The sequence below is a fragment of the Vibrio sp. TRT 1302 genome, assembly GCF_050113875.1.
In the GTDB taxonomy this organism is placed as follows: domain Bacteria; phylum Pseudomonadota; class Gammaproteobacteria; order Enterobacterales; family Vibrionaceae; genus Vibrio.
On sequence record NZ_JBNJOF010000016.1, the window covers coordinates 1 to 21,613 of the forward strand.

Annotated in this window: 21 protein-coding genes; 5 read left to right on the forward strand and 16 right to left on the reverse strand. The window is 47.5% G+C overall.

Annotation, left to right across the window (positions count from 1 at the left end; genetic code table 11):
- Nucleotides 1-233 precede the first annotated feature (233 nt).
- Entirely contained in the window at nt 234-761 is a 528-nt protein-coding gene (locus ACQEXP_RS15980) for an AAA family ATPase (RefSeq protein WP_426970964.1), read from the reverse strand.
- 199 nt (nt 762-960) lie between these two features.
- Between ACQEXP_RS15980 and ACQEXP_RS15985 the strand changes: the two genes are divergently transcribed.
- From ACQEXP_RS15985 to guaD, 5 genes are all read left to right on the forward strand, one after another.
- Nucleotides 961-1,692 (forward strand): GntR family transcriptional regulator, encoded by a 732-nt coding sequence (locus tag ACQEXP_RS15985; RefSeq protein WP_269375429.1) that lies wholly within the window; start codon nt 961-963, stop codon nt 1,690-1,692.
- A gap of 318 nt (nt 1,693-2,010) precedes the next feature.
- The gene (xdhA, locus tag ACQEXP_RS15990; RefSeq protein ID WP_269375428.1) at nt 2,011-3,456 is read left to right on the forward strand and encodes a xanthine dehydrogenase small subunit; all 1,446 of its coding nucleotides are present in this window, start codon (nt 2,011-2,013) and stop codon (nt 3,454-3,456) included.
- Nucleotides 3,449-5,839 carry a xanthine dehydrogenase molybdopterin binding subunit gene (gene xdhB / locus ACQEXP_RS15995; RefSeq protein ID WP_426970908.1) on the forward strand — a complete coding sequence of 797 codons (2,391 nt, stop codon included), beginning with the start codon at nt 3,449-3,451 and terminating at the stop codon, nt 5,837-5,839. The genes xdhA and xdhB overlap by 8 nt, the downstream gene beginning before the upstream one ends.
- A gap of 86 nt (nt 5,840-5,925) precedes the next feature.
- Nucleotides 5,926-6,777 carry a xanthine dehydrogenase accessory protein XdhC gene (gene xdhC, locus ACQEXP_RS16000; protein WP_426970909.1) on the forward strand — a complete coding sequence of 284 codons (852 nt, stop codon included), beginning with the start codon at nt 5,926-5,928 and terminating at the stop codon, nt 6,775-6,777.
- Between the two features lie 40 nt (nt 6,778-6,817).
- A complete protein-coding gene (gene guaD / locus ACQEXP_RS16005; protein ID WP_426970910.1) occupies nt 6,818-8,155 on the forward strand; it encodes a guanine deaminase in 1,338 nt (445 codons plus the stop codon).
- Between the two features lie 111 nt (nt 8,156-8,266).
- Here the strand turns inward: guaD and ACQEXP_RS16010 are convergent, their stop codons facing one another.
- From ACQEXP_RS16010 to urtB, 15 genes are all read right to left on the reverse strand, one after another.
- Nucleotides 8,267-8,995: a transporter substrate-binding domain-containing protein gene (locus tag ACQEXP_RS16010; RefSeq protein ID WP_426970911.1), complete on the reverse strand. Its 729-nt coding sequence runs from the start codon at nt 8,993-8,995 to the stop codon at nt 8,267-8,269.
- 22 nt (nt 8,996-9,017) lie between these two features.
- Complete coding sequence (locus ACQEXP_RS16015; RefSeq protein WP_426970912.1) at nt 9,018-10,553, reverse strand: methyl-accepting chemotaxis protein; 1,536 nt, start codon at nt 10,551-10,553, stop codon at nt 9,018-9,020.
- Nucleotides 10,554-10,760: 207 nt separating this feature from the next.
- Nucleotides 10,761-11,234 carry a hypothetical protein gene (locus ACQEXP_RS16020; RefSeq protein ID WP_269375422.1) on the reverse strand — a complete coding sequence of 158 codons (474 nt, stop codon included), beginning with the start codon at nt 11,232-11,234 and terminating at the stop codon, nt 10,761-10,763.
- A gap of 150 nt (nt 11,235-11,384) precedes the next feature.
- Nucleotides 11,385-12,005 carry an urease accessory protein UreG gene (gene ureG, locus ACQEXP_RS16025; RefSeq protein WP_269375421.1) on the reverse strand — a complete coding sequence of 207 codons (621 nt, stop codon included), beginning with the start codon at nt 12,003-12,005 and terminating at the stop codon, nt 11,385-11,387.
- 39 nt (nt 12,006-12,044) lie between these two features.
- Entirely contained in the window at nt 12,045-12,728 is a 684-nt protein-coding gene (locus ACQEXP_RS16030; protein WP_426970913.1) for an urease accessory protein UreF, read from the reverse strand.
- Between the two features lie 15 nt (nt 12,729-12,743).
- Nucleotides 12,744-13,310, reverse strand: a complete 567-nt coding sequence (locus ACQEXP_RS16035) for a HupE/UreJ family protein (RefSeq protein ID WP_426970914.1) — start codon at nt 13,308-13,310, stop codon at nt 12,744-12,746.
- A gap of 35 nt (nt 13,311-13,345) precedes the next feature.
- Nucleotides 13,346-13,798 (reverse strand): urease accessory protein UreE, encoded by a 453-nt coding sequence (ureE, locus tag ACQEXP_RS16040; RefSeq protein WP_426970915.1) that lies wholly within the window; start codon nt 13,796-13,798, stop codon nt 13,346-13,348.
- Nucleotides 13,799-13,834: 36 nt separating this feature from the next.
- Entirely contained in the window at nt 13,835-15,538 is a 1,704-nt protein-coding gene (gene ureC, locus ACQEXP_RS16045) for an urease subunit alpha (protein ID WP_426970916.1), read from the reverse strand.
- A 27-nt stretch (nt 15,539-15,565) separates the two neighbouring features.
- The gene (locus tag ACQEXP_RS16050; RefSeq protein ID WP_426970917.1) at nt 15,566-15,904 is read right to left on the reverse strand and encodes an urease subunit beta; all 339 of its coding nucleotides are present in this window, start codon (nt 15,902-15,904) and stop codon (nt 15,566-15,568) included.
- An 8-nt stretch (nt 15,905-15,912) separates the two neighbouring features.
- The gene (gene ureA / locus ACQEXP_RS16055; RefSeq protein WP_269375414.1) at nt 15,913-16,215 is read right to left on the reverse strand and encodes an urease subunit gamma; all 303 of its coding nucleotides are present in this window, start codon (nt 16,213-16,215) and stop codon (nt 15,913-15,915) included.
- Nucleotides 16,216-16,297: 82 nt separating this feature from the next.
- Nucleotides 16,298-17,206, reverse strand: coding sequence for an urease accessory protein UreD (locus ACQEXP_RS16060; RefSeq protein WP_426970918.1), 909 nt, complete (start codon nt 17,204-17,206; stop codon nt 16,298-16,300).
- Nucleotides 17,203-17,898, reverse strand: coding sequence for an urea ABC transporter ATP-binding subunit UrtE (urtE, locus tag ACQEXP_RS16065; RefSeq protein WP_426970919.1), 696 nt, complete (start codon nt 17,896-17,898; stop codon nt 17,203-17,205). Before urtE ends, ACQEXP_RS16060 begins: the two co-directional genes overlap by 4 nt.
- Before the next feature lies 1 nt (nt 17,899).
- Complete coding sequence (gene urtD, locus ACQEXP_RS16070; RefSeq protein WP_426970920.1) at nt 17,900-18,751, reverse strand: urea ABC transporter ATP-binding protein UrtD; 852 nt, start codon at nt 18,749-18,751, stop codon at nt 17,900-17,902.
- Nucleotides 18,748-19,911, reverse strand: a complete 1,164-nt coding sequence (gene urtC / locus ACQEXP_RS16075) for an urea ABC transporter permease subunit UrtC (RefSeq protein ID WP_426970965.1) — start codon at nt 19,909-19,911, stop codon at nt 18,748-18,750. Before urtC ends, urtD begins: the two co-directional genes overlap by 4 nt.
- Nucleotides 19,912-19,941: 30 nt before the next feature.
- Nucleotides 19,942-21,582, reverse strand: coding sequence for an urea ABC transporter permease subunit UrtB (gene urtB, locus ACQEXP_RS16080; protein ID WP_426970921.1), 1,641 nt, complete (start codon nt 21,580-21,582; stop codon nt 19,942-19,944).
- Between the last annotated feature and the right edge of the window lie 31 nt (nt 21,583-21,613).

Genomic DNA, 21,613 nt, shown 5'->3' on the forward strand with positions numbered 1-21,613 from the left:
GAGTTGGCATAGTAAAATCCTTAGAGGTTGAGTGTAATAACACTCACTCTTAGTCAAAAAGCGTGCCAAAGTGAAATCGTATATATTTCAATAACTTAAGGGTTTGTTAATATTCAAGCTGAGCAACTTTTTGCTCGATCTGAGCAAGATCTTGCTCGAATCGAGCAAAAAGTTGCCCGGAGATAAAAGTATTCTCTACAATGTCAGTAGCGCTTTATCCTTATAACAAGCCTCTATAAATCGCATAGAAATCGTCTCGCCTCAGCAGGACTCGTCAATCTAACAAAGCGAATATGTTGATATTGAGGATTGTCCATATCGGCTAAGTACCTTTCACGATTCGAATGATAGGTTTTGATCGTCCACAACAAAATTGAATCTCTACTGAAAAATGACTTGCTCAGCGTTTCTCTATTGCCCGTATTGGGCCACAACTCTTTGCCTGAAATCAAGCGGCTTAAAGCTCGTCTCACTGCATGAAAGAGGGTTCTCGACAATGAGTAGTCAACCCATATCACAGTATCAACGTCATGCCATTTAATGACACGCGTGCGATTGTAATTACCATCCAGTACCCAACTCGGCGCTTTCAGCTCATCTTCTAGGCGAGAGAAAAACTCTTCGTCACTGGACTCCTGCCAGTTTGGTTTCCAAAACAGTCGATCCATTTCGATATGTGCGCACTCAAGGTGACGAGCAAGTTGGGCTGAAAATGTTGATTTTCCGCTACCACTGGTTCCGACTACATTGATCTTGTTCATGACATTACTTGCCCAACTTGTTGAATATGCGCGCAGTAAAACATGTAGAATGCGCATTTTCAATCTTCTAACCAATATTTGTTAACATTTCAGTCGTCTCGCTTCACAAAGCCTTCTAAGGGTAACTAGCCACATGTATACAAAGTGAAGTATGATTGTTTTATTAGCGAAATAAATGGTTTGAGAGTGAACGCCGCTTATGGCAAATCTAAAAAATTCTGTGGCGAAAAACGTCAAGACAAAAGTCGCCGGCCAAACTCAGGATGACGTGGTTTATTGTCATATCTTTGATGCAATTCTAGAGCAGCGTCTACCTCCAGCAACAAAGCTGAATGAAGAAGCACTCGCTGAAATCTTTAGTGTCAGCCGCACAATCATACGTCGAGCTTTGCTGCGTCTATCGATGGAACAAGTGGTGAGTATTCGCCCTAACCGAGGTGCGATGGTATCTGCACCAACAAAAGACGAGGCGAAACAGATCATCAAAGCGCGTGAGGTGATGGAACTGGCGATTACCGAATTAGCAGTTGAACATGCCACGCCAGCCAAAATTGAAGAGTGTCGCCGCTTAGTTGAGAAAGAGAACGACGCATTTGCCAACGGTGACTACGGTAAAGGGTTGCGTCTGTCTGGAGAGTTCCATATCAAACTCGCTGAGATGGCCCACAATACGCCTTTGCTGGCATTCCAAAGGAGCTTAGTCTCTCAGACCTCTCTACTCATCGCTCAGTACGAAACTGGTAACCACGCTAACTGTTCGCTCGATGAACATTCCAACCTGCTTGACGCTATAGAAGCGGGCGATGCCACACAGGCTTTGTCTCTGATGCAGGAGCATATCAACCACATTCGGTCTCGACTCAATCTCGACAGTAGCGCTGCCTCTAATGATCTGCATGTTGTCTTCTCGGATATATTGAACCGTAAATAGTCCTGACGCTCCCCCCAACCAAGACTCAAACCCGGCATCAAGCTGGGTTTTTTATCTCCCCCTTCAAGATTGTATACAAATAAAAATACAATATTAAAAATCTTTACGCTAAGATTTTTTACACAAAAATAACAACTAAGCCATTAATTATCAATAAGTTAGTATCAACACCCTCTTCTATCATGTAAAAACACAAGCTATTTCTTGTTGCATTTTTGTAAAATTAAAGTTGACCTTGGAGTCAAATTAACCAATTATTGACCCAAAGGTCAGAAAAACAAACATCGGAACATTAGTGTCAATGCACAAGGAGGTCTCTTGATTACTTTCCTACTCAATCAAGAACTCAGACAAGAAAGTGAACTGTCACCAAACATGACGGTTCTCCAATACCTGAGAACACAAGTACAAAAAACAGGGACAAAAGAAGGATGTGGTTCAGGAGACTGTGGTGCCTGCACCGTAGTACTTGGTGAAGTTGTTGAAGGAAAGCTTCAATACCGCTCTGTTAACTCTTGTTTGACGTTCGTCTCTAGCCTTCACGGTAAACAGCTGATTACTGTTGAAGACCTAAAAAATAAAGACAAGCTTCATCCAACACAGCAAGCGATGGTCGATTTCCACGGTTCACAATGTGGTTACTGTACCCCTGGTTTCATTATGTCGATGTTCGCTTTGAGCAAAAACAAACCAGCCGCGAATAAAGAAGACGTTATGGAGTCTCTTGCCGGAAACCTATGCCGCTGTACTGGCTATCGTCCAATTGTTGATGCGGCACTTTCTTTAGTTTCCAACGAACCTTTGATGGATCAATTTGTTGAGTTGGAAAAAACCACTGTTGCTAGATTACAAACTCTTGCGGAACAACCAGCTAGCCTAAGTCATGGTAACCTCACTGCCTATCTGCCTCGAAGCATTAACGAACTCGCCGATATCTATAGCGCCAACCCGAAGGCAAAACTGGTTGCCGGTGGTACGGACTTGGCCCTAGAAGTGACTCAGTTCCACCGTGAGATAGAGACACTTATCAATCTCAATCTAGTGGAAGATATGAAGGTATGTGAAGAGAGCGACGATGCGCTACATATCGGTGCCAATGTTGCCATTAGCGACGCCTACCAACTACTGACTACGCACTACGCAGATTTTGGTGAACTGCTGCATCGTTTCGCTTCGCTTCAAGTTCGTAACCAAGGTACGCTAGGAGGCAACATTGGCAACGCCTCACCGATCGGTGACGCGCCTCCTCTACTGATTGCTCTCAACGCTCAAATCAAGCTACGTCGTGGTAAACAGAGCCGTATCATGCCGATTGAAGAGTACTTCATCAGCTACAAGGTAACCGCTCAGCAAGAAAGTGAATTCATTGAGCAAATTATTATTCCAAAGCCAAAAGCGAATGAAACATTCAGAGCTTACAAACTTTCGAAACGTTTAGACGACGACATTTCTGCGGTTTGTGGCGCGTTCAATATCCAGATAGAAGATAACAAGGTCATTGGCGCTCGAATTGCCTTTGGCGGCATGGCCGCAACACCTAAACGCGCGACTCGCTGTGAAAATGCTTTGCTTGGCAAAGAGTGGAATCAGGCCAACATTGATGAAGCCATGAGCGAGATCCATAACGATTTCGAGCCTCTGTCAGATTTCCGAGCAAGCAAAGAGTACCGCTCTCTTACCGCCGCGAACATGCTGCGCCGATTCTTCATAGAGCAAAACCTTCATAACAACCAGATTGAAACAAGGGTAACGTCTTATGTCTAACGCACATCATCAGACCATGACTCATGAGGAGATGGTCGCCATCGTAAAACAGGATCTCAAAACTGGCGTTGGTAAAAGCGTAAAGCATGATAGCGCCCCAAAACAAGTGACTGGCGAAGCCATCTATATCGATGACCGTCTTGAGTTTCCAAATCAGTTACATGTCTACGCTCGACTCAGTACGCAGGCTCACGCCAAGATCACCCATATTGATGTTTCACCTTGCTATGAGTTTGAGGGTGTCGCGATTGCCATCACCCATGAGGATGTTCCTGGGCAACTCGATATCGGTGCAATTCTTCCTGGTGACCCACTACTGGCTGATGGTCTGGTTCAATACTACGGTCAACCTGTACTTGCTGTGGCTGCCAATGATTTGGAGACGGCTCGCAAAGCAGCAATGGCTGCTATTGTCGAATACGAAGCGTTACCACCGGTTCTGGATGTAAAAGAAGCGTTGGAAAAACAACTTTTCGTTACCGAAAGCCATCAACAAAAGCGCGGCGACTCTGCGGCGGCACTTGCGAAAGCTAAACACATCATCGAAGGCGATCTTGAAATTGGTGGTCAGGAACACTTCTACCTTGAGACTCAAGTCAGTAGCGTCATGCCCACAGAAGATGGCGGCATGATCGTTTATACCTCGACTCAAAACCCGACCGAAGTGCAAAAGCTGGTTGCTGAAGTTCTTGGCGTCCCCATGCATAAGGTGGTGATTGATATGCGCCGTATGGGAGGAGGTTTTGGTGGTAAAGAGACTCAGGCCGCTGCGCCAGCATGTATGGCTGCCGTAATTGCACACCTGACTAAACGCCCTACCAAAATGCGCTTACCGCGCGCAGAAGATATGACAATGACGGGCAAACGTCATCCGTTTTACAACCAATACAAGATCGGTTTCGATGACAATGGCGTCATTCAGGGTGCTGAGATCATCGTGGCAGGTAACTGCGGCTACTCTCCAGACCTATCGAGTTCGATTGTTGATCGTGCCATGTTCCACTCAGACAACGCATACTATCTGGGTGATGCGACAGTGACAGGTCACCGTTGTAAAACGAACACAGCCTCAAACACAGCTTATCGAGGATTTGGTGGCCCACAAGGGATGATGACCATCGAGCATATTATGGATGAAATTGCCCGTTACCTTGGCAAAGATCCGCTCGAAGTCCGCAAAGCCAATTACTACGGTGGCGAGGGACGTGATGTCACTCACTACTACCAGACGGTTGAAGATAACTTCTTGCCTGAGATCACCGAACAGTTGGAACAAAGCAGTGACTATCACGCGCGTCGTAAAGCCATTGCTGAGTTTAACAAGCAAAGCCCGATCTTAAAAAAAGGCCTAGCGATCACTCCGGTGAAATTTGGTATTTCATTCACTGCGACTTTCCTAAATCAGGCTGGTGCGCTCATTCACATTTACACCGATGGCAGTATTCATCTTAACCACGGTGGTACTGAAATGGGACAAGGCCTAAATATCAAAGTGGCACAAATTGTTGCACAGGAGTTCCAAGTTGATGTTGAACGTATCCAAATCACCGCTACCAATACCGACAAAGTACCGAACACATCGCCGACCGCAGCCTCATCGGGCACCGACCTCAACGGTAAAGCAGCCCAGAACGCCGCTCTGACGATAAAGCAACGACTCATCGACTTCGCGTCAAGTCACTTTAAAGTCTCACCTGAAGAGGTCATCTTCAAAAATGGCATGATCATGATTCGTGATGAAATCATGACCTTTGAATCCTTTGTTCAGTTGGCCTACTTCAATCAGGTGTCACTCTCAAGTACCGGTTTCTACCGCACGCCTAAGATTTACTACGATCATGAGAAAGCGCGTGGTCGTCCGTTCTACTACTACGCCTACGGTGCGTCATGCTCCGAAGTGATTGTGGATACCTTAACGGGAGAATACAAAATCCTTCGCGCTGACATTCTTCACGATGTAGGGGCTTCGCTAAACCCAGCAATTGATATCGGCCAAGTTGAAGGTGGATTCCTGCAAGGTGTTGGGTGGTTAACAACCGAAGAGCTAGTGTGGAATGAGCAGGGGCGTCTGATGACCAATGGTCCAGCAAGCTACAAAATCCCAGCGATTGCGGATATGCCGATAGAGTTCCATACCCACCTTCTGGAAAACCGAGCCAATCCAGAAGATACCGTGTTTAACTCTAAGGCCGTCGGTGAACCTCCATTCATGCTTGGCATGTCTGTTTGGAGCGCCCTGAAAGACGCAATTTCTTATGTCGCCGTGGAAGGTGCTATTGCAAAACTTGATACACCAGCAACACCTGAGCGAGTGTTAATGGCGATTCAGAAAGTCACCCAGCCCCAAGCACAATCTGCATCGCAGAGTGCTCAAAAGGCTTAACACACGCTAACAGGTCACTCCCAAGCCAGCAGTATAGGAGTGAGGAAAAGATTTGAGCGTCAGCTCAACCGTTCAAGGAGAGACGTATGTTTAAGGACAATTGGATTCATGAACTGGCACAACTAGAGAAAAACAGCGAACCTTGCGTAATGGTGACTGTATTGGAAGACCGTGGCTCTGTGCCAAGGGATGCAGGCACCAAAATGCTGGTCACCAGAGATAGACTGATCGCCACCATTGGTGGTGGTCATCTCGAGCATGTCGCGACCAAGATGGCGCGTGAAATGCTTATCTCGGGAGAACGCTCGCTGAAAGTTGAACGCTTTAACCTTGGGGCTCGCTTAGGTCAGTGTTGTGGCGGAATGGCAACTCTGAGCTTTGAACCCATTGGCACCGCGCAAAAACATCTAGTCGTATTCGGTGCAGGTCATGTTGCCAAAGCCCTTTTACATATCGTCTCAACTCTTCCATTTCGTGTCACTTGGATTGATGAACGAGAAGAGGTATTCCCAGAGGAATTGCCTCGTGGCATCACAAAGTTAGTCACTGACGATCCGGTCGCTGAGGTAGCAGATATGCCACCGAACAGCTACTACCTAGTGATGACTCACAACCACCAGCTTGATTTCGATCTAGCACGAGCCATTATCGATCGTGATGACAGCCTTTACTTTGGCATGATTGGTTCGCTGACTAAACGTAAAAAGTTTGATATGCGTTTAGCCCAACGTGGATACAGTGAAAAGCAAATCAATACCATGATTTGCCCTATCGGAGTCAGCATGATTTCGGGGAAACACCCCGCAGAAATCGCCGTCTCGGTCGCTGGTGAGCTAATTGCACACTATCAAGGGATTCCACTTGAAGAAAAGCGACCAAACAGCCACATTAAAGATATACCAATGAGCGATTCTGTACTGGAAGAGAAAATCGCCTAACCCAGATTGCGGTTCTAATCGGGTTTAAAAGGAAGTAAACATGACAACGCAACGCAACGCCTATCGTGCAGCTATTTTGCACAGCATCGCTGATCCGAAAGATGTCGGACTGGATAACTCTTACCAATTTTTCGATGACGGTATGATCGTGGTCGAGAATGGTCACATCATAGATATCGGTGCAACCGAAGACGTTCTCATTCGTCAACCTAAAGACTTAAACATTACTGAGTATGAAGATAAGCTTATCACTTCAGGCTTTATCGATACTCATATTCACTACCCACAAACTGGCATGATTGCCTCTTACGGCGAACAGCTACTCGATTGGCTGGAAAACTACACCTTTCCTGAAGAGCGTCGATTTAAAAACCCGGTCTACGCCCATAAAGTGGCAAAACTGTTCTTCGATGAGCTGGCGAGCAACGGAACCACGACTGCATTGGTGTTCGGGACAGTCCACAAAGAGTCTGTCGATGTCTTTTTCGAAGAAGCAGAAAGACGTAACTTACGCATGATTGCGGGTAAGGTACTGATGGACAGAAATGCGCCCGATTATCTGACGGATACTCCAGAATCTGGCTACCAAGCATCCAAAGAACTGATCGAGAAATGGCATAACCGTGGACGACTACTCTATGCCGTTACACCACGCTTTGCACCAACCAGTACCCCTGAGCAATTGGCGACCGTCGGTAAACTGTTAGAAGAGTATCCTGACGTTTATATGCACACTCATCTGTCTGAGAACAAGAAAGAGATTGAGTGGGTAATGGAACTGTTTCCTGAGCGTGATTCTTACCTCGATGTGTATGACCACTATGGATTACTGCATAAGCGCTCAGTGTTCGCTCACGGTATCCACCTGTCAGACTGTGAATGTCAGCGACTGGCCGACACTGAGTCCGCGATAGCGTTTTGTCCAACCTCTAACTTGTTCTTAGGTTCCGGTCTATTCAAACTGCCTAAGTTAGAAGAGCATGGCGTTAGAGTTGGGATGGGAACAGATGTTGGTGCGGGTACCAGCTTCTCGATTCTTCAAACGATGAGCGAAGCCTATAAAATCATGCAGTTGCAACAAGAGAAACTGCACCCGTTGAAATCGTTATTCCTTGCCACACTCAGTGGGGCGCGATCTCTTCACCTTGAAGATAAGATCGGCAACCTCGAAATCGGCAAAGAAGCGGATTTCGTGGTGCTGGATCTCCACGCAACTCAGTTGATGCGTTTTCGCATGAATCAAGCCACTACGCTTGAAGAAAAACTGTTTGTCTTAATGAGTCTCGGCGATGATCGCACCGTCTGTGAAACCTTCATCTATGGTGAGAAAGCCTACGATGCCAAAGGACAAATTGAAGTAAAGAAGAGAGCTAGCTAACCGCTAGCCCTTCAAATCAAAACAAATTCCTTCCTGTGATAGTCACTATTGAGCAATGAAGTGCTACCACACTGGGCCGACTGACCAGACATTCGGCCCTTTTCTCCACCGCTACTGGATACCGTATTTAGCGAGTATTTTATCGAATGTACCGTTGGCCTTTATCTCAGCTAACCCCTTATTAAATGCCTCGATATATTGCCCATTGTTTGGATTCGCCAATCCAGAGGTAACATGCAATGGATTGACAGACAAAGCATTAGCGGTAAATTCAAAATCAGCCACATTCATTCCTGCGCCCGATAGAGTGGACTTGGCAACTAACTCATCCTCTAGTGTCAAATCAATCCGTTTGGCCATCAGCTTTTTAGCATTCGCCACTAAATCATTCGCTTCTGGTTTGTTGAAGTTCGTCGCCCCCAAAAACTCATCTCCATAGCCATAATTGCGGATAATCCCCACTGTTTTACCCGTCAAACTGTCCATGCCATTGTATTCAAATCCATCGCCCTTACGCTTGATGAACTTGAGTGAGTTTTCGAGATAAGGGTCGCTATACTTGAGGAAAGAGGTTCGTTCACTCGTGAACCAAGTCGCGACCAGCACATCCACTTTCCCATCTTTGACCTCATTCAATGCCCGAGTCCAAGGCATGATTTTGAAGTCCACCATATGTCCCTGCGTTTTAAAGGCTTCGGTAATAATTTCTACCGATACCCCCGGGTTCGCCTTATCGGTCTGAACAAATGGTGCCCATGGATCTTGCGCGGCAGTAATGGTCGCCGCTTGTACCGACGCAGACAAAAGTGCACCCACTGTTAGTAATAGAAGATTCCTCATAACATTCCCTCTGATTGGTAGGTTAAGTACGGAACTTAGCCATGTGATTGGCAATACTTTGGCTAAGACTCAATACTTCTTCCGTTCGTTTTGCATTCTTAGTCGCACCAGATGACACTTCGTTAGTCGCTTCAGAAGCTTCAACAATCGCTCTGCTGATCTCCTCAACCGCCATTCTTTGTTCATCGGTCGCCTGTGAAATCTGGCCACTTCGGTCGGAAATAATGGTAATAAGCGTCTGCACCTCACTGACCGAGCTTTGAGACTCGCTGACTCTTGAAGCGGTCGTTTCCAGCAAGGTTGCAATTCGGGTAAGTTCGTCCTCTACTGATTTGGTTGCCGCATCTAACGCAACAATGTTTTTATGGATCTGCTCTGTGGATTGGCTGGTTTTTACCGCTAGATTTCGCACTTCATCCGCAACCACCGCAAACCCTCGCCCTTGCTCCCCTGCCCTAGCAGCCTCAATCGCCGCATTAAGTGCCAACAGGTTAGTCTGCTCGGAAATATCATTGATGACTTTCAATGAAGTCGTGATTTTTTGGCCCTCATCAATCAGGACATGCATTTCCTCATTAACATGGTCCATCTCTTCACGCATATTGATGATGTCTCTTGCGGAGTTTTCAATCGCATCGCTGACATTAGTCGTTAACGAGGTTGCGGTATGAGCCTGCTCTGCGGTTTCAGACGCGGTATCTGCGACCGTTGAAACCGATTGATTTAACTCGGTCGCGGCGGCGGCTACGGTCGTCAACTGGTGCCTTTGTGCCTCCAGTTTTTCGGCGTTGGTATGCGCCGTCGCACCATTGGCCTGCGCTTTCTCACCGAGCGCTTCCGATGAACGATTCACATCTTGTACAATCTGTCGCAGCGACTCAGTAAAACTGTTGATGCCTTCAGTAATGTCAGCAAACTCTCGATACTTAGCAGGCGCGAGTTTGTTTGTTAGGTCTCCATCACCCGACGCTAAGTCTTTTATCACCTCAGTCAACTGAGAGATCGGCCTGATTACCGTCATCGCCAACACAGAGACAATAACGATTGAGATGATGATATCGAGCACGATAAGCTCAATAATGCTGGTATTCAGCGAGCTAGCCAACTTTGCATCCAAAGCGCCAGTATCAAAGTAGACCACCACTTCACCCACTGAATTTTCTTCACCATATTCGACAAATACCAGACTGGCTCTAAGGCTGTTTTCAGCGAGAAACTGGGCTTTATTCACTACGTCGACGATTTGTCGCTGTTCACCATTCCCTTGCTGAGTGAGGAACAACAGATCCTTGCCTTCATTGTCTACCAACTGAATCGCTGCTATCTCTGGCAAATTGAGCTCTGCGGATATGGATACCTTGGCGGATTCCAGATCGAAATCCCATACCGATTTGGGCAAACTGATCTTCATCCGTTGGGTCGTGTTTTCCACGGAATGTTCCAGCTCTTGATGTAAGTTAACTTTGAAACTCTGATATTTGATAAATGCTGACACGAGCAACACAAGGGTCAGAGCGATGATCACCTGAACTAGGAATACGACTTTTAATCTTTTCAAAACTGATCCCTTGTATGAATGAGACAGATAAATAAAAAGTAGTAATTGATTAATCAATAATCAAACAAAGTCATTAATGTGATTAAAATCTCATAAAATAAGATTCTGGCCCCACTCAAAGTCAGAGGCTCCGATTTTGGGTTAGACCCAATGAAGAAAAAAGCCCCGGTAGATAACCGAGGCTTTGGATTGAAGGTTGCAAGTGAGTTACTGAGCCCACCAGCCAAGGCGTGCGATAGCCGTTGAACACCAGTAAAACTCGAGATCACGGTTGTCAGTACCAATCTTAGCCGTCGGCCCTTGCGGACCGTCACTGACATTTCTCAAGGCCTCTTTCAGCGTCGCCAACGTGTAGGTAATGGTTCCAACACCATACTGAATACTGGTATCGACTTTACTTTTGTTCACTTTATCGAAAAAAGGGTCATTGGTGCTATAGAGCACTTTGCCATCACCAACATAGTAGGAATGAGGAGTGTAGGTTGGGTAGCCAGTCGGATTAACGACGGTAAGAACACCAGGCGCAAGCGTATCCAAATCGTTCGGGTGAACACGTTGCATCTTGCCAATCAACAGTCCCCAAAACTTTTTACTCTCTTTGACACTGGGTGTTCTATCTTTGCTTTCGACTGGGAAACAGCGCGTAAAGGCAAAGTCGTGACAAACTCCATTAATAGGCATGTAATTGTTCTCCTTGCTATTATCCAGTCAATGTATAGCTAACAAGACACTTATTCAAATTCAAAATAACTGGTAAAACCAATCTATTTGGATCGCAGGCAAATCCCAAAAGCACCTATATCAGGTGCCTTTTGAGAAGGTTGATGCAGACTACTTCATCGTTAACATGCCTTGAGTAACAATAAAATCGATAATGGTATCAAGCCCTTTTGACTCTTTTAGGTTGGTGAACACAAATGGCTTTGTTGGGCGCATTCGTTGAGTGTCTTGTTCCATTACTTCCAGCGAGGCTCCGACGTAGGGCGCGAGATCTATTTTGTTGATGATCAGCAGATCTGAGCGAGTAATACCCGGACCTCCTTTCCGAGGGATCTTCTCCCCTTCAGCAACATCGATCACGTAAATGGTCAGATCGGCCAGTTCAGGACTGAACGTCGCGCTGAGGTTATCGCCGCCACTTTCAACAAACACCACATCGAGATTTTTATGACGCTTTGCCAACTCTTCAACCGCAGCGAGATTCATCGAAGCATCTTCACGGATAGCTGTGTGAGGGCAACCGCCCGTTTCGACCCCAATAATACGATCCGGTGCTAACGCTTCGGCGCGAGTCAGAATCTTCGCATCTTCCTGAGTGTAGATATCGTTAGTCACGACAGCGATGTTGAGTCGGTCACGTATTGCTTTACATAGCACTTCGAGCAACGCCGTTTTCCCTGATCCTACTGGGCCGCCAATGCCTACTCGTAAGGGTTGTTTGTAACTTTCCATAATCTAATCCTTAATAATCCTTGTCATCCAATCCCGCAGCTATGAGCGGAACAAGCGTGTGTACTGTGTTTCATGCAGGCTACTGGCAATCGAAATAGAGGGGGTATAGCTACCGATCATCCACTCTTCTATCTGACTCGCTAACTCAAGTGCCTGTGGGAAGCTATCACTGATGTTCAATAGCGCCCGTTGACCATCCGTCTGACCTAAAGGCACCAGTTTCACGCCTGCCATCACTAGGTTCTCCGCCCAGCTCCATAAATAACCTTGCTTGAGTGCATGAGACGGTATTTGCCAATGTTTGGCTGCAATACATAAACCGAGTAACTGATTCATTTCAATGTCAGGTTCTGCAAAGCTGGCGTGTTCGATACCGAGTTGTTTAAGCAGTGTGACCAGAGCCAACCCGCGCTGCCGCTCTTCGGCTCTCAACTCTTTGGTCTCGCGACTGGTGTACAGCAGCCGACTGTGTTCAATCAATGCAGTAAGATCATCACGACACAACGCGTCACAGAACTTATCTATCAGAGGCAGTTCCAGCGTAGCAACACTGTTAAACAGCATGTTGCCAAGCCAGTCCTGCATTGACTGTCGATTGGTTACCCAGCCCGCCTCAACCGCCCACTCTAAACCTTGAGAGTAAGTAAATCCGCCAATTGGCAGAGAGGGGCTAATCAGCTGAAATAACCGATATACGCTATGAGAATCGTGTTGTTGCTTCATGGGCAAAGTAGCGGCTTAAACAAGCACTAAAGCGCTGACTGAAACAACGCCGACCGATAGCCAAGGGCTAGATAAAGCACGTCCGAACTGAATGCCGAGCATCATCAAAGCCGCGGCACTTAATGTCATCCCTGCTGCAAATGTTGAGATAGCGCCCTGTGCTTCAACACCATGCGCATAACCGTGAAAGAAGAGCAGACCGACACAAAGTGTCACGATAAAACGCATCATATCCTTGGATGCATAAAACGCCTGCCAGATCGCGCCACTGACGACAAACAGCGACGCGCCAATCGCCAGTTCAACTCCGTTGAAGATTCCGAATAGCTGACCTGCCGCTAATCCAGCCAGCAAAGAGAGCAGAGCACTGCCCATCAACGCCGTTTTGCGTTTGAAGCTGGTATTAAGGCATGCGATTAAGATACCAAAAGCAATCAGCATGATCAGGTGATCAAAACCGGTGACCGGATGGGTTAACCCTGCGGAAAAAGAGCTCGTTTCATGGCCAGGATGAGCAATAGCCGGCAATGAAGCAAAAGTAAGTGACGTCGCAGCAAATGATGAAAACCAAGACTTTTTCATAAAAACTTCCTTGTAGTACTAGCTTATGTGGGTAATTAGTGATGGTGGTGATGGCCACCAGAGCGGCCACCATAAGCGCCGCTTTCAGGCTCGAACGAAGCCTCTTCAAAGGTCACCTTAGCGCCGAGTCCTTCGACCATTTCATCCAAAACATGGTCATGTTGATAACGTACCCAGCCGAATTCGACCTGAAGAGGGACGTGTCGGTTACCCAAATGGTAAGCAACACGAGTCAGAAGGTGCAGGTCATTGCAATAAACGGTAGAGACTTTCTCTGGTGCCGCTTTTATTTCAACGATGATCCCGCACTGACTTTTCAACTGTTCACCACCACGTAGAATGTGCCCTCGGGGCAGAAACAGTCCGGCTTCTCGCCCGTCATCCAGTTCCACTTTAAGTCGGCTCTTTATTCGACTCTCTATCGGTAGGCTAAGAAAAGCATCCGGTCTTATAACGATTTCGCTGCTGATTTCGGTCAGTTCAATCATGGCATGTCCTTATTCGTTGTTAGTGCCAAAGCGCGGTTAAAACAGAAAGTAGCGCTGTGCCATGGGTAACACTTCTGCCGGTTCACAAACCAGCAGCTCTCCATCGGCACGAACCTGATAGGTTTGCGAATCCACTTCGATATTGGGCTGCCAGTCGTTTAGTTTCATGTCTGCCTTGCTGATATCACGACAATGACTGACAACCCCGAGCCGGCTCCCTAATCCCAATTCACTGGCGATTCCAGCCTGTTGCGCCGCTTGGGAAACAAACAGCATTGAGGTGTTCTGAGAGGCTTTACCATAACTGCCAAACATGCTTCGATAATGCACTGGCTGTGGCGTCGGGATGGATGCATTCGGGTCTCCCATTGGGGCCATAGCAATCATGCCACCTTTGATAATCACGCTCGGTTTGACACCGAAGAATGCAGGCTTCCACAACACCAGATCCGCCAATTTGCCTTTTTCTATAGAACCAATTTCGTGAGCCATACCATGCGTAATCGCCGGATTAATGGTGTACTTAGCGATATAGCGTTTGAGTCGAAAATTATCACTGTAGGAGGAATCTTGCGCCAAACTGCCACGTTGCACTTTCATCTTGTGCGCGGTTTGCCAAGTGCGAGTGATCACTTCGCCAACTCGCCCCATTGCCTGTGAGTCAGAAGCGATCATCGAGAAAGCGCCTAAATCATGTAAAATGTCTTCAGCCGCGATGGTTTCACGTCGAATACGGGATTCGGCAAAAGCGACATCTTCAGCAATCGATGGAGATAAGTGGTGACACACCATCAACATGTCCAGATGCTCATCGACCGTATTAACGGTATAAGGTCGAGTCGGGTTAGTCGAAGAGGGTAATACATTCGACTCACCGGCAGCCCTAATGATATCTGGAGCATGTCCACCACCTGCCCCCTCAGTGTGGTAGGTATGAATCACACGGCCACCAATGGCACTGAGCGTCGATTCAACAAAGCCTGATTCGTTAAGCGTATCGGTATGAATTGCAACCTGTACATCCATCTCATCCGCGACCGAAAGGCAGGTATCTATCGACGCTGGTGTCGTACCCCAATCTTCATGCAGCTTCAAGCCAATAGCACCAGCGCTCACCTGCTCTCGTAAAGCTTCTGGCTGGCTAGCATTGCCTTTCCCCAGTAAACCAAAATTCATAGGAAAGTGATCCAACGCCTCTAGCATACGGTGCATATTCCACGGTCCTGGCGTACAGGTCGTTGCGTTCGTGCCAGTGTTGGGCCCCGTACCACCACCTATCATTGTGGTGATACCAGAGGCGAGTGCCTCTTCTATTTGCTGTGGACAGATAAAGTGAATATGGGAATCTACACCACCAGCGGTAAGAATGGAGCCTTCCCCTGCGAGGACTTCTGTTCCCGGTCCGATGACAATAGTAACGTCTGGTTGTACGTCTGGATTACCAGCTTTACCTATAGCCTGAATGCGCCCCTCTTTAATCGCGACATCGGCTTTAACGATTCCCCAGTAATCCAACACAATGGCATTGGTGATCACTAAGTCTGCCGTCTCTGCGCTCGGACGCTGACTTTGCCCCATGCCATCACGAATCACCTTACCGCCACCAAACTTGACTTCGTCGCCATAGACGGTGAAATCCTTTTCTACTTCAAGCCATAAATCAGTGTCCGCCAGACGCACACGGTCACCAACTGTTGGCCCAAACATTTCGGCATACGCCTGTCTGGAAATGCTTGCCATTACCTATCCTTGTCTATTGTTAGAGTGCTAGGCGAGTTTGCCCATGACTTTGCCCTGAAATCCGTACACTTCGCGCTTTCCTGCGTATTCAACCAGTTCTACAGTACGAGACTGCCCAGGCTCAAAACGAGTCGCAGTTCCCGCGGGAATATTGAGCCGATAGCCAAGGCACGGTTCACGTTCAAATTGGAGTGATGGATTGACTTCGTAGAAGTGATAATGGGAGCCTATCTGTATTGGTCGGTCGCCTACATTTTCTACTGAGATTTCGAAGGTCTTACGGCCAGTGTTGAGCTCAATTTCCCCAGAGGCTGTTTCAATTTGTCCCGGTACAAAACCGCGAACACTGCTTGTCGTTGCTGCCATAATACGCCCTACACTATCGGTTCATGAACGGTAACGAGCTTAGTGCCATCAGGAAACGTTGCTTCAACCTGAACATCAGGGATCATTGAGGCAACCCCTTCCATAACATCGTCAGCGCTAAGCAGTGTACGACCATAATCCATTAACTGAGCAACGCTTTTGCCTTCTCGGGCTCCTTCCAGAATCGCGCTGCTGATATAAGCCACAGACTCTGGGTAATTGAGTTTTAGCCCTCGCTCTTTGCGTTGCTGCGCTAGCATGCCAGCGCAGAAGATTAACAGCTTGTCCTTCTCTCTTGGTGTAAGTTCCATAGTTTCCCTTGTACTAATCCAACTGATAGCGAAATTGGGCAAGTATGGAGCGAGATACGCAACCTCTAATGCATCGGGCTAACTAGGTCGCCCAAATTCTTGGTGGCTGAGGTAACTCTGTGGTCCAGTATTGGCGAGCTTGCTGCCAAACCCGCTGAAAACAAGCTAAGATCACTTCACTCCATTGACCCAATGCTCTTACTACAACGAGTTGTTCTATCTGCGTCGCAGCAATCACTAACTTATCTGTGCCAATGTCATCTCTTATGTTATTGAGCAAGCTCTGTACCAATTGGAAAAATTCCTCGTTTTGCTCAGAAATATACAGAGTTCCTGCAATAGGAAAATTTAGTAAGCCATTGTTAAGCATAAGATTATCGCCACCACGAAAATTTAACCCTTCGGTCAATATTTTCTTTCCATCGCAGTAAATCTCTGTTTTTCCAACTAAATGTCCTGATGAGAATCCCTCATTTAGTGCAGGGCGACCAAAACAGTGCATCTCCCAGCCCAAAAACAGGGCGTCCGTCTCTAAGTGAATTTGAGTATCTAGTCGGGCATGAGCGTCAGGAAAGAAGATATTCTCTTGCGGTAACCACTCAAGATATCCTCCTTTTGCCACTTCCAATATTTGTCTCTGGTGAGCGTAGCGCTGGTCAGAACGATAAAACTTGGTGGCACCCGGTGTGGTGACGAGCGAATGAGCGCCCGATTCAACTCGAGCATGAATGTTCAGAGTATCCCCTCCTACCACACCTCCTGGGGGATGGAGCAAGTAGGCGTGGCAGGTTTTGCCTTCGGGATAAAGAGGGCGCTGAATGGCTAATGGGCCCATCTGCTGGCGTTCTTTAATCACGGTTTTATCGCCACGATCAGTAAAGCGTAACTTGAGTTTCGCCTTCCACCCCTGCGAGGTATCGGACGCGATGGTTTGACCTAATGTCTTGGGCTGATTGCCAAATTCAAAGGCGACTGCTGGGTCACAAATCATACCGTGAGATACTCCTTTATCAGTTCATCCTTGAGTTGATCCATCCTTCCCTCTGCAACTCTCCTGCCACGATCTAAAATACAGAACTGATCGCCCACTTTTCGCGCAAACGGCAGCTTTTGCTCGACCAATAGCACCGTCAGCCCCAGTTTCTCATTTAGCATGCGAATGATGTCACCAATCTCCTGCACGATATTGGGCTGAATGCCTTCGGTCGGTTCATCTAGGATCAGTAAGCTAGGGTTGACCACCAAGGCACGGGCAATAGCAAGCTGTTGCTGCTGACCACCGGATAGGTCCCCGCCACGACGATGGCGCATCTCATCCAACACAGGAAAGAGATCAAAGATAAACGCAGGGATTTGTCGGTCTCCTTTGGCGCGGATCGGCAGGCCTACTTGCATATTTTCTTCGACTGTCAGCATTGGGAAGATCTGGCGTCCCTGCGGAACATAACCGATCCCCATTCTTGGGCGCGACTCTGCATCGCGACCCACTATTGATTTGCCGTCGAGCAAAATATCTCCACTTTTCACCTTCACTAGCCCCATGATGCACTGAAGTAACGTGGTTTTGCCGACACCGTTTCTGCCCATCAGCACAGTGCATTTTCCTTTGGGGATCTCCATATCGAGATCCCAAAGCGTGTGGCTCTCACCATAAAATTGATTTAGTCCTGAAATGGTTAACATGCTATTCCCCTAAATACACTTGCTTAACTTGCGGATGTTCCTGAACCTTATCCATGCTTCCCTCTGCTAACACATGACCTTGGTGGAGCACGGTGACATGACTGGCAATGGAGCGAACAAAATCCATATCGTGTTCCACCACCACCACAGAGTGCTTTCCTGCCAACGAATTCAGCAGCTCAGAAGTGCGGTCCATCTCCTGATGAGTCATGCCTGCAACGGGTTCATCGATAAGCAACAATTTAGGGTTTTGCATCAACAGCATGCCAATTTCCAACCACTGTTTCTGACCATGGGATAAATTGCCTGCAAGCATACGGGCATGATCTTGGAGGTGGATTAAAGTCAACACTGCCTCAAGTTTGTCACTCTGCTCGCCCGTTAACCTTGCGGTGTAAGTTCCCCATACGGAACGAACGCCAGACATCGCCAACTCTAGATTTTGCCAAACACTGAGGCATTCAATGACCGTAGGTTTCTGGAACTTTCGACCGACCCCCGCATTGGCAATCTGAGCCTCATTCATTTTGAGTAAGTTGAGATTAGAACCGAGCCAGACGGAACCACTATCCGGCTTCGTTTTGCCTGTAATGATGTCCATCATGGTGGTCTTACCCGCCCCATTTGGTCCAATAATGCAGCGTAGCTCTCCTTCGCGAATATAGAGGTTGAGATCATTAATCGCTTTAAAGCCATCAAAGCTCTTATTCACCCCTTCGACATAGAGCAGTATGTTGTGACGGCTATCAATCAACGGATGTTGCTCTGCTTTGAGAAATGAAAACACCTCATCTCGTCGAGTGATTTCCGCTACCGACTGTTTGAGTTGCATCGCACGGTTGAGTCCTGTCATACCAATGCCTCCTTCTCTTGCTGCTCCTTATGTGTGCTATCTCTATTCGCTTTCACTTTGTTCAACTTTTGGAATTTGTCACTGACAAAACCCATGATGCCCTTAGGAAAATACATGGTTGAAAGCACGAACAGCCCACCTAAAGCAAACAACCACACTTCCGGAAACTCGACTGTAAACCAGCTTTTTGCGTAGTTGATCACCAGTGCGCCAACGATGGCACCAAATAAGGTGGCCCGCCCACCCAGCGCGACCCAAACAACGATTTCAATAGAATTTAGCGGTGCAAACTCACCAGGGTTGATGATGCCAACCTGTGGTACGTACAATGCCCCAGCAACCCCCGCGATAACCGCTGAAAGTACAAAGATCCACAACTTAATACCATCAACGTCATAGCCCATAAATCGGGTACGAGACTCAGTGTCTCGAATCGCCATAGAGACGCGCCCTAAACGACTCGACACCACACTGCGACACAATAAGTAGCTGAGGATTAATGCAATCCCCGTCGCCACAAATAGCGAAATACGCGTGCTGTCCTGCTGCAAACTAAAACCGAGAATATCTTTAAAGTCGGTCAGACCGTTATTGCCACCAAACCCCATCTCATTGCGGAAAAATGCCAGCATCAGCGCATAGGTCAGAGCCTGAGTGATAATTGACAAATAGACCCCAGAAACCCTTGAGCAAAATGCGAGATAACCAAAAACATACGCTAGAGCACCAGGCACCAAAACGACCATCAGTGCCGCAAACCAGAATTGATCAAATCCCAGCCAGAACCAAGGTAACTCCTGCCAATTAAGAAACACCATAAAATCGGGCAGTACTGGGTTGCCATACACCCCTCGGTCACCGATCTGGCGCATAAGGTACATACCCATCGCATAACCGCCCAAAGCAAAAAATGCCCCGTGACCCAAACTCAGAATACCCAGATAGCCCCACACCAGATCGACCGCTAGGGCGAGCATGGCGTAACTAAGATACTTACCAAGCAACGAAATAGTAAAAGTCTCGACATGAAGCGGATGTCCAGCGGGAAGCAGTGTGTTTGCCAATGGAATAACGATTATCGCCGCTAACACAGCCAGCAAGGTGAGTTGTCCCCCTTTATCACCAGCCATGGCAGAAAGGACAAATGATCGAGGTCGAATTGTGTTTACTGATTGGTGCATAACCTCTCCTTAACTTTCTGCAGCGCGACCACGTTGAGGGAATAAGCCTCGCGGACGCTTTTGGATAAACAGAATAATAAAAACCAACATAAGGATTTTCGCCAGCACAGCCCCTGCCCAAGGTTCGAGAATCTTGTTGAACAGACCCAGCCCTAACCCAGCGACCAAGGTGCCCCATAGGTTACCAACACCACCAAACACCACCACCATAAAGGAGTCGATGATATAAGCCTGCCCCATGTTTGGACCCACATTGGTTAGCTGAGAAAGGGCGACGCCAGCCACTCCGGCAACACCCGAGCCTAATCCGAAGGTCAAGGCATCCACTCGCTCAGAGCGAATACCCATCGCCCTTGCCATAGCTCGGTTTTGCGACACCGCACGAACCTGAAGACCTAATGGCGTTTTTTTCAGCGTCATCACTAGACCGATAAATACCAATGCACAGAAGAGAATGATGTAAAGACGGTTATAGGTCAGTGACAACATGGGATTAATTTCCAGTGCCCCTGCCATCCAGTCAGGTGTGCTGACTGAGCGGTTAAGAGGAGAGAAAATAGATCGTACCGCTTGTTGTAGGATTAGACTGACGCCGAAGGTTGCGAGTAGAGTTTCCAGTGGACGACCATAAAGGTGGCGAATCACACTCCGCTCAATCACGACGCCCACTAATCCAGAGACGATAAACGCCATAGGAATGGATACCAGCAGAGCAACACCAATATGATTTGGCAGCAGTTGCTGCATCACGTAAGTGGTGTAGGCTCCGAGCATAATCAGCTCACCGTGGGCCATATTGATCACGCCCATCACGCCAAAAGTTATCGCTAATCCTATTCCCGCCAACACGAGCACCGACCCCAAGCTCAAACCGAAGAATAGGGTCTCGACCCCCGAATAGAATCGCTGGCTCTGTTGGTAATGCTGCAAACTGCGCTGTGCCGCGGTGAGGATACGCTCATCCTGTTCAGTGGCTAGGACTTGGTTCAAAGTAGACAACACCACTGGCTGGTTATAATCAGCCAAAGACTCTATCGCTGACAGTTGTTGCGCATTGCTGCCATCGAGTGCCGCATCAACGGCGATCGCCAATTCAAGCAGGGCTTTGATATCACTATCCTGTTCTGAAGAGATCAACTGTTTAAGCTGCATTGTGACATTTTGATCGGAGTGGCCAATCAGTGCCTGAACCGACGCTTTGCGCATCTCGACATTGGCGCTATGCAATCCAAGAGTCGCTATTTGAGAACGAAGAACAGAACGCAGTTTGTTGTCTACCTTCACTTTTTTAAACTGGCGAATGTTTTCAATCTTGACAAGGTTGTCACTCCAGACGTGCTTTGCCTGCCCGCCGACTTGTAGAGCTTCAATGATAAACAACGAAGCGTTCAATGGGTTATTTGTCTCTTTTAGATAGAACAGATCCCCTTCCAGCCAAGCGACCAAAATGGGTTTTGAGATCTCTGAAGAGTAGGAAGTAACAAGCCAACTCACGGCCTGCTGCTTGTTAGCACTGTTTTTTCCTAGCAAAACTTGGCTAAACGCATCCTGATTTAACGGCTCTGATTCACTGTCAGCAGCCATGGAGAAAGGGCTAAATCCAATCAGTGAAATGACGAGCACAGCGTAGAGCCGTAATACGGTCAACATAATGTGCATCCTTGATGTTATTAACTATCAG

What these genes read in the sequence shown, in the direction of transcription:
- ACQEXP_RS15980 (WP_426970964.1), bottom strand. Translation starts at nt 761, where the DNA reads ATGAACAAGATCAATGTAGTCGGAACCAGTGGTAGCGGAAAATCAACA.
- ACQEXP_RS15985 (WP_269375429.1), top strand. Translation starts at nt 961, where the DNA reads ATGGCAAATCTAAAAAATTCTGTGGCGAAAAACGTCAAGACAAAAGTC.
- xdhB (WP_426970908.1), top strand. Translation starts at nt 3,449, where the DNA reads ATGTCTAACGCACATCATCAGACCATGACTCATGAGGAGATGGTCGCC.
- xdhC (WP_426970909.1), top strand. Translation starts at nt 5,926, where the DNA reads ATGTTTAAGGACAATTGGATTCATGAACTGGCACAACTAGAGAAAAAC.
- guaD (WP_426970910.1), top strand. Translation starts at nt 6,818, where the DNA reads ATGACAACGCAACGCAACGCCTATCGTGCAGCTATTTTGCACAGCATC.
- ACQEXP_RS16010 (WP_426970911.1), bottom strand. Translation starts at nt 8,995, where the DNA reads ATGAGGAATCTTCTATTACTAACAGTGGGTGCACTTTTGTCTGCGTCG.
- ACQEXP_RS16020 (WP_269375422.1), bottom strand. Translation starts at nt 11,234, where the DNA reads ATGCCTATTAATGGAGTTTGTCACGACTTTGCCTTTACGCGCTGTTTC.
- ureG (WP_269375421.1), bottom strand. Translation starts at nt 12,005, where the DNA reads ATGGAAAGTTACAAACAACCCTTACGAGTAGGCATTGGCGGCCCAGTA.
- ACQEXP_RS16030 (WP_426970913.1), bottom strand. Translation starts at nt 12,728, where the DNA reads ATGAAGCAACAACACGATTCTCATAGCGTATATCGGTTATTTCAGCTG.
- ACQEXP_RS16035 (WP_426970914.1), bottom strand. Translation starts at nt 13,310, where the DNA reads ATGAAAAAGTCTTGGTTTTCATCATTTGCTGCGACGTCACTTACTTTT.
- ureE (WP_426970915.1), bottom strand. Translation starts at nt 13,798, where the DNA reads ATGATTGAACTGACCGAAATCAGCAGCGAAATCGTTATAAGACCGGAT.
- ureC (WP_426970916.1), bottom strand. Translation starts at nt 15,538, where the DNA reads ATGGCAAGCATTTCCAGACAGGCGTATGCCGAAATGTTTGGGCCAACA.
- ACQEXP_RS16050 (WP_426970917.1), bottom strand. Translation starts at nt 15,904, where the DNA reads ATGGCAGCAACGACAAGCAGTGTTCGCGGTTTTGTACCGGGACAAATT.
- ureA (WP_269375414.1), bottom strand. Translation starts at nt 16,215, where the DNA reads ATGGAACTTACACCAAGAGAGAAGGACAAGCTGTTAATCTTCTGCGCT.
- ACQEXP_RS16060 (WP_426970918.1), bottom strand. Translation starts at nt 17,206, where the DNA reads ATGATTTGTGACCCAGCAGTCGCCTTTGAATTTGGCAATCAGCCCAAG.
- urtE (WP_426970919.1), bottom strand. Translation starts at nt 17,898, where the DNA reads ATGTTAACCATTTCAGGACTAAATCAATTTTATGGTGAGAGCCACACG.
- urtD (WP_426970920.1), bottom strand. Translation starts at nt 18,751, where the DNA reads ATGACAGGACTCAACCGTGCGATGCAACTCAAACAGTCGGTAGCGGAA.
- urtB (WP_426970921.1), bottom strand. Translation starts at nt 21,582, where the DNA reads ATGTTGACCGTATTACGGCTCTACGCTGTGCTCGTCATTTCACTGATT.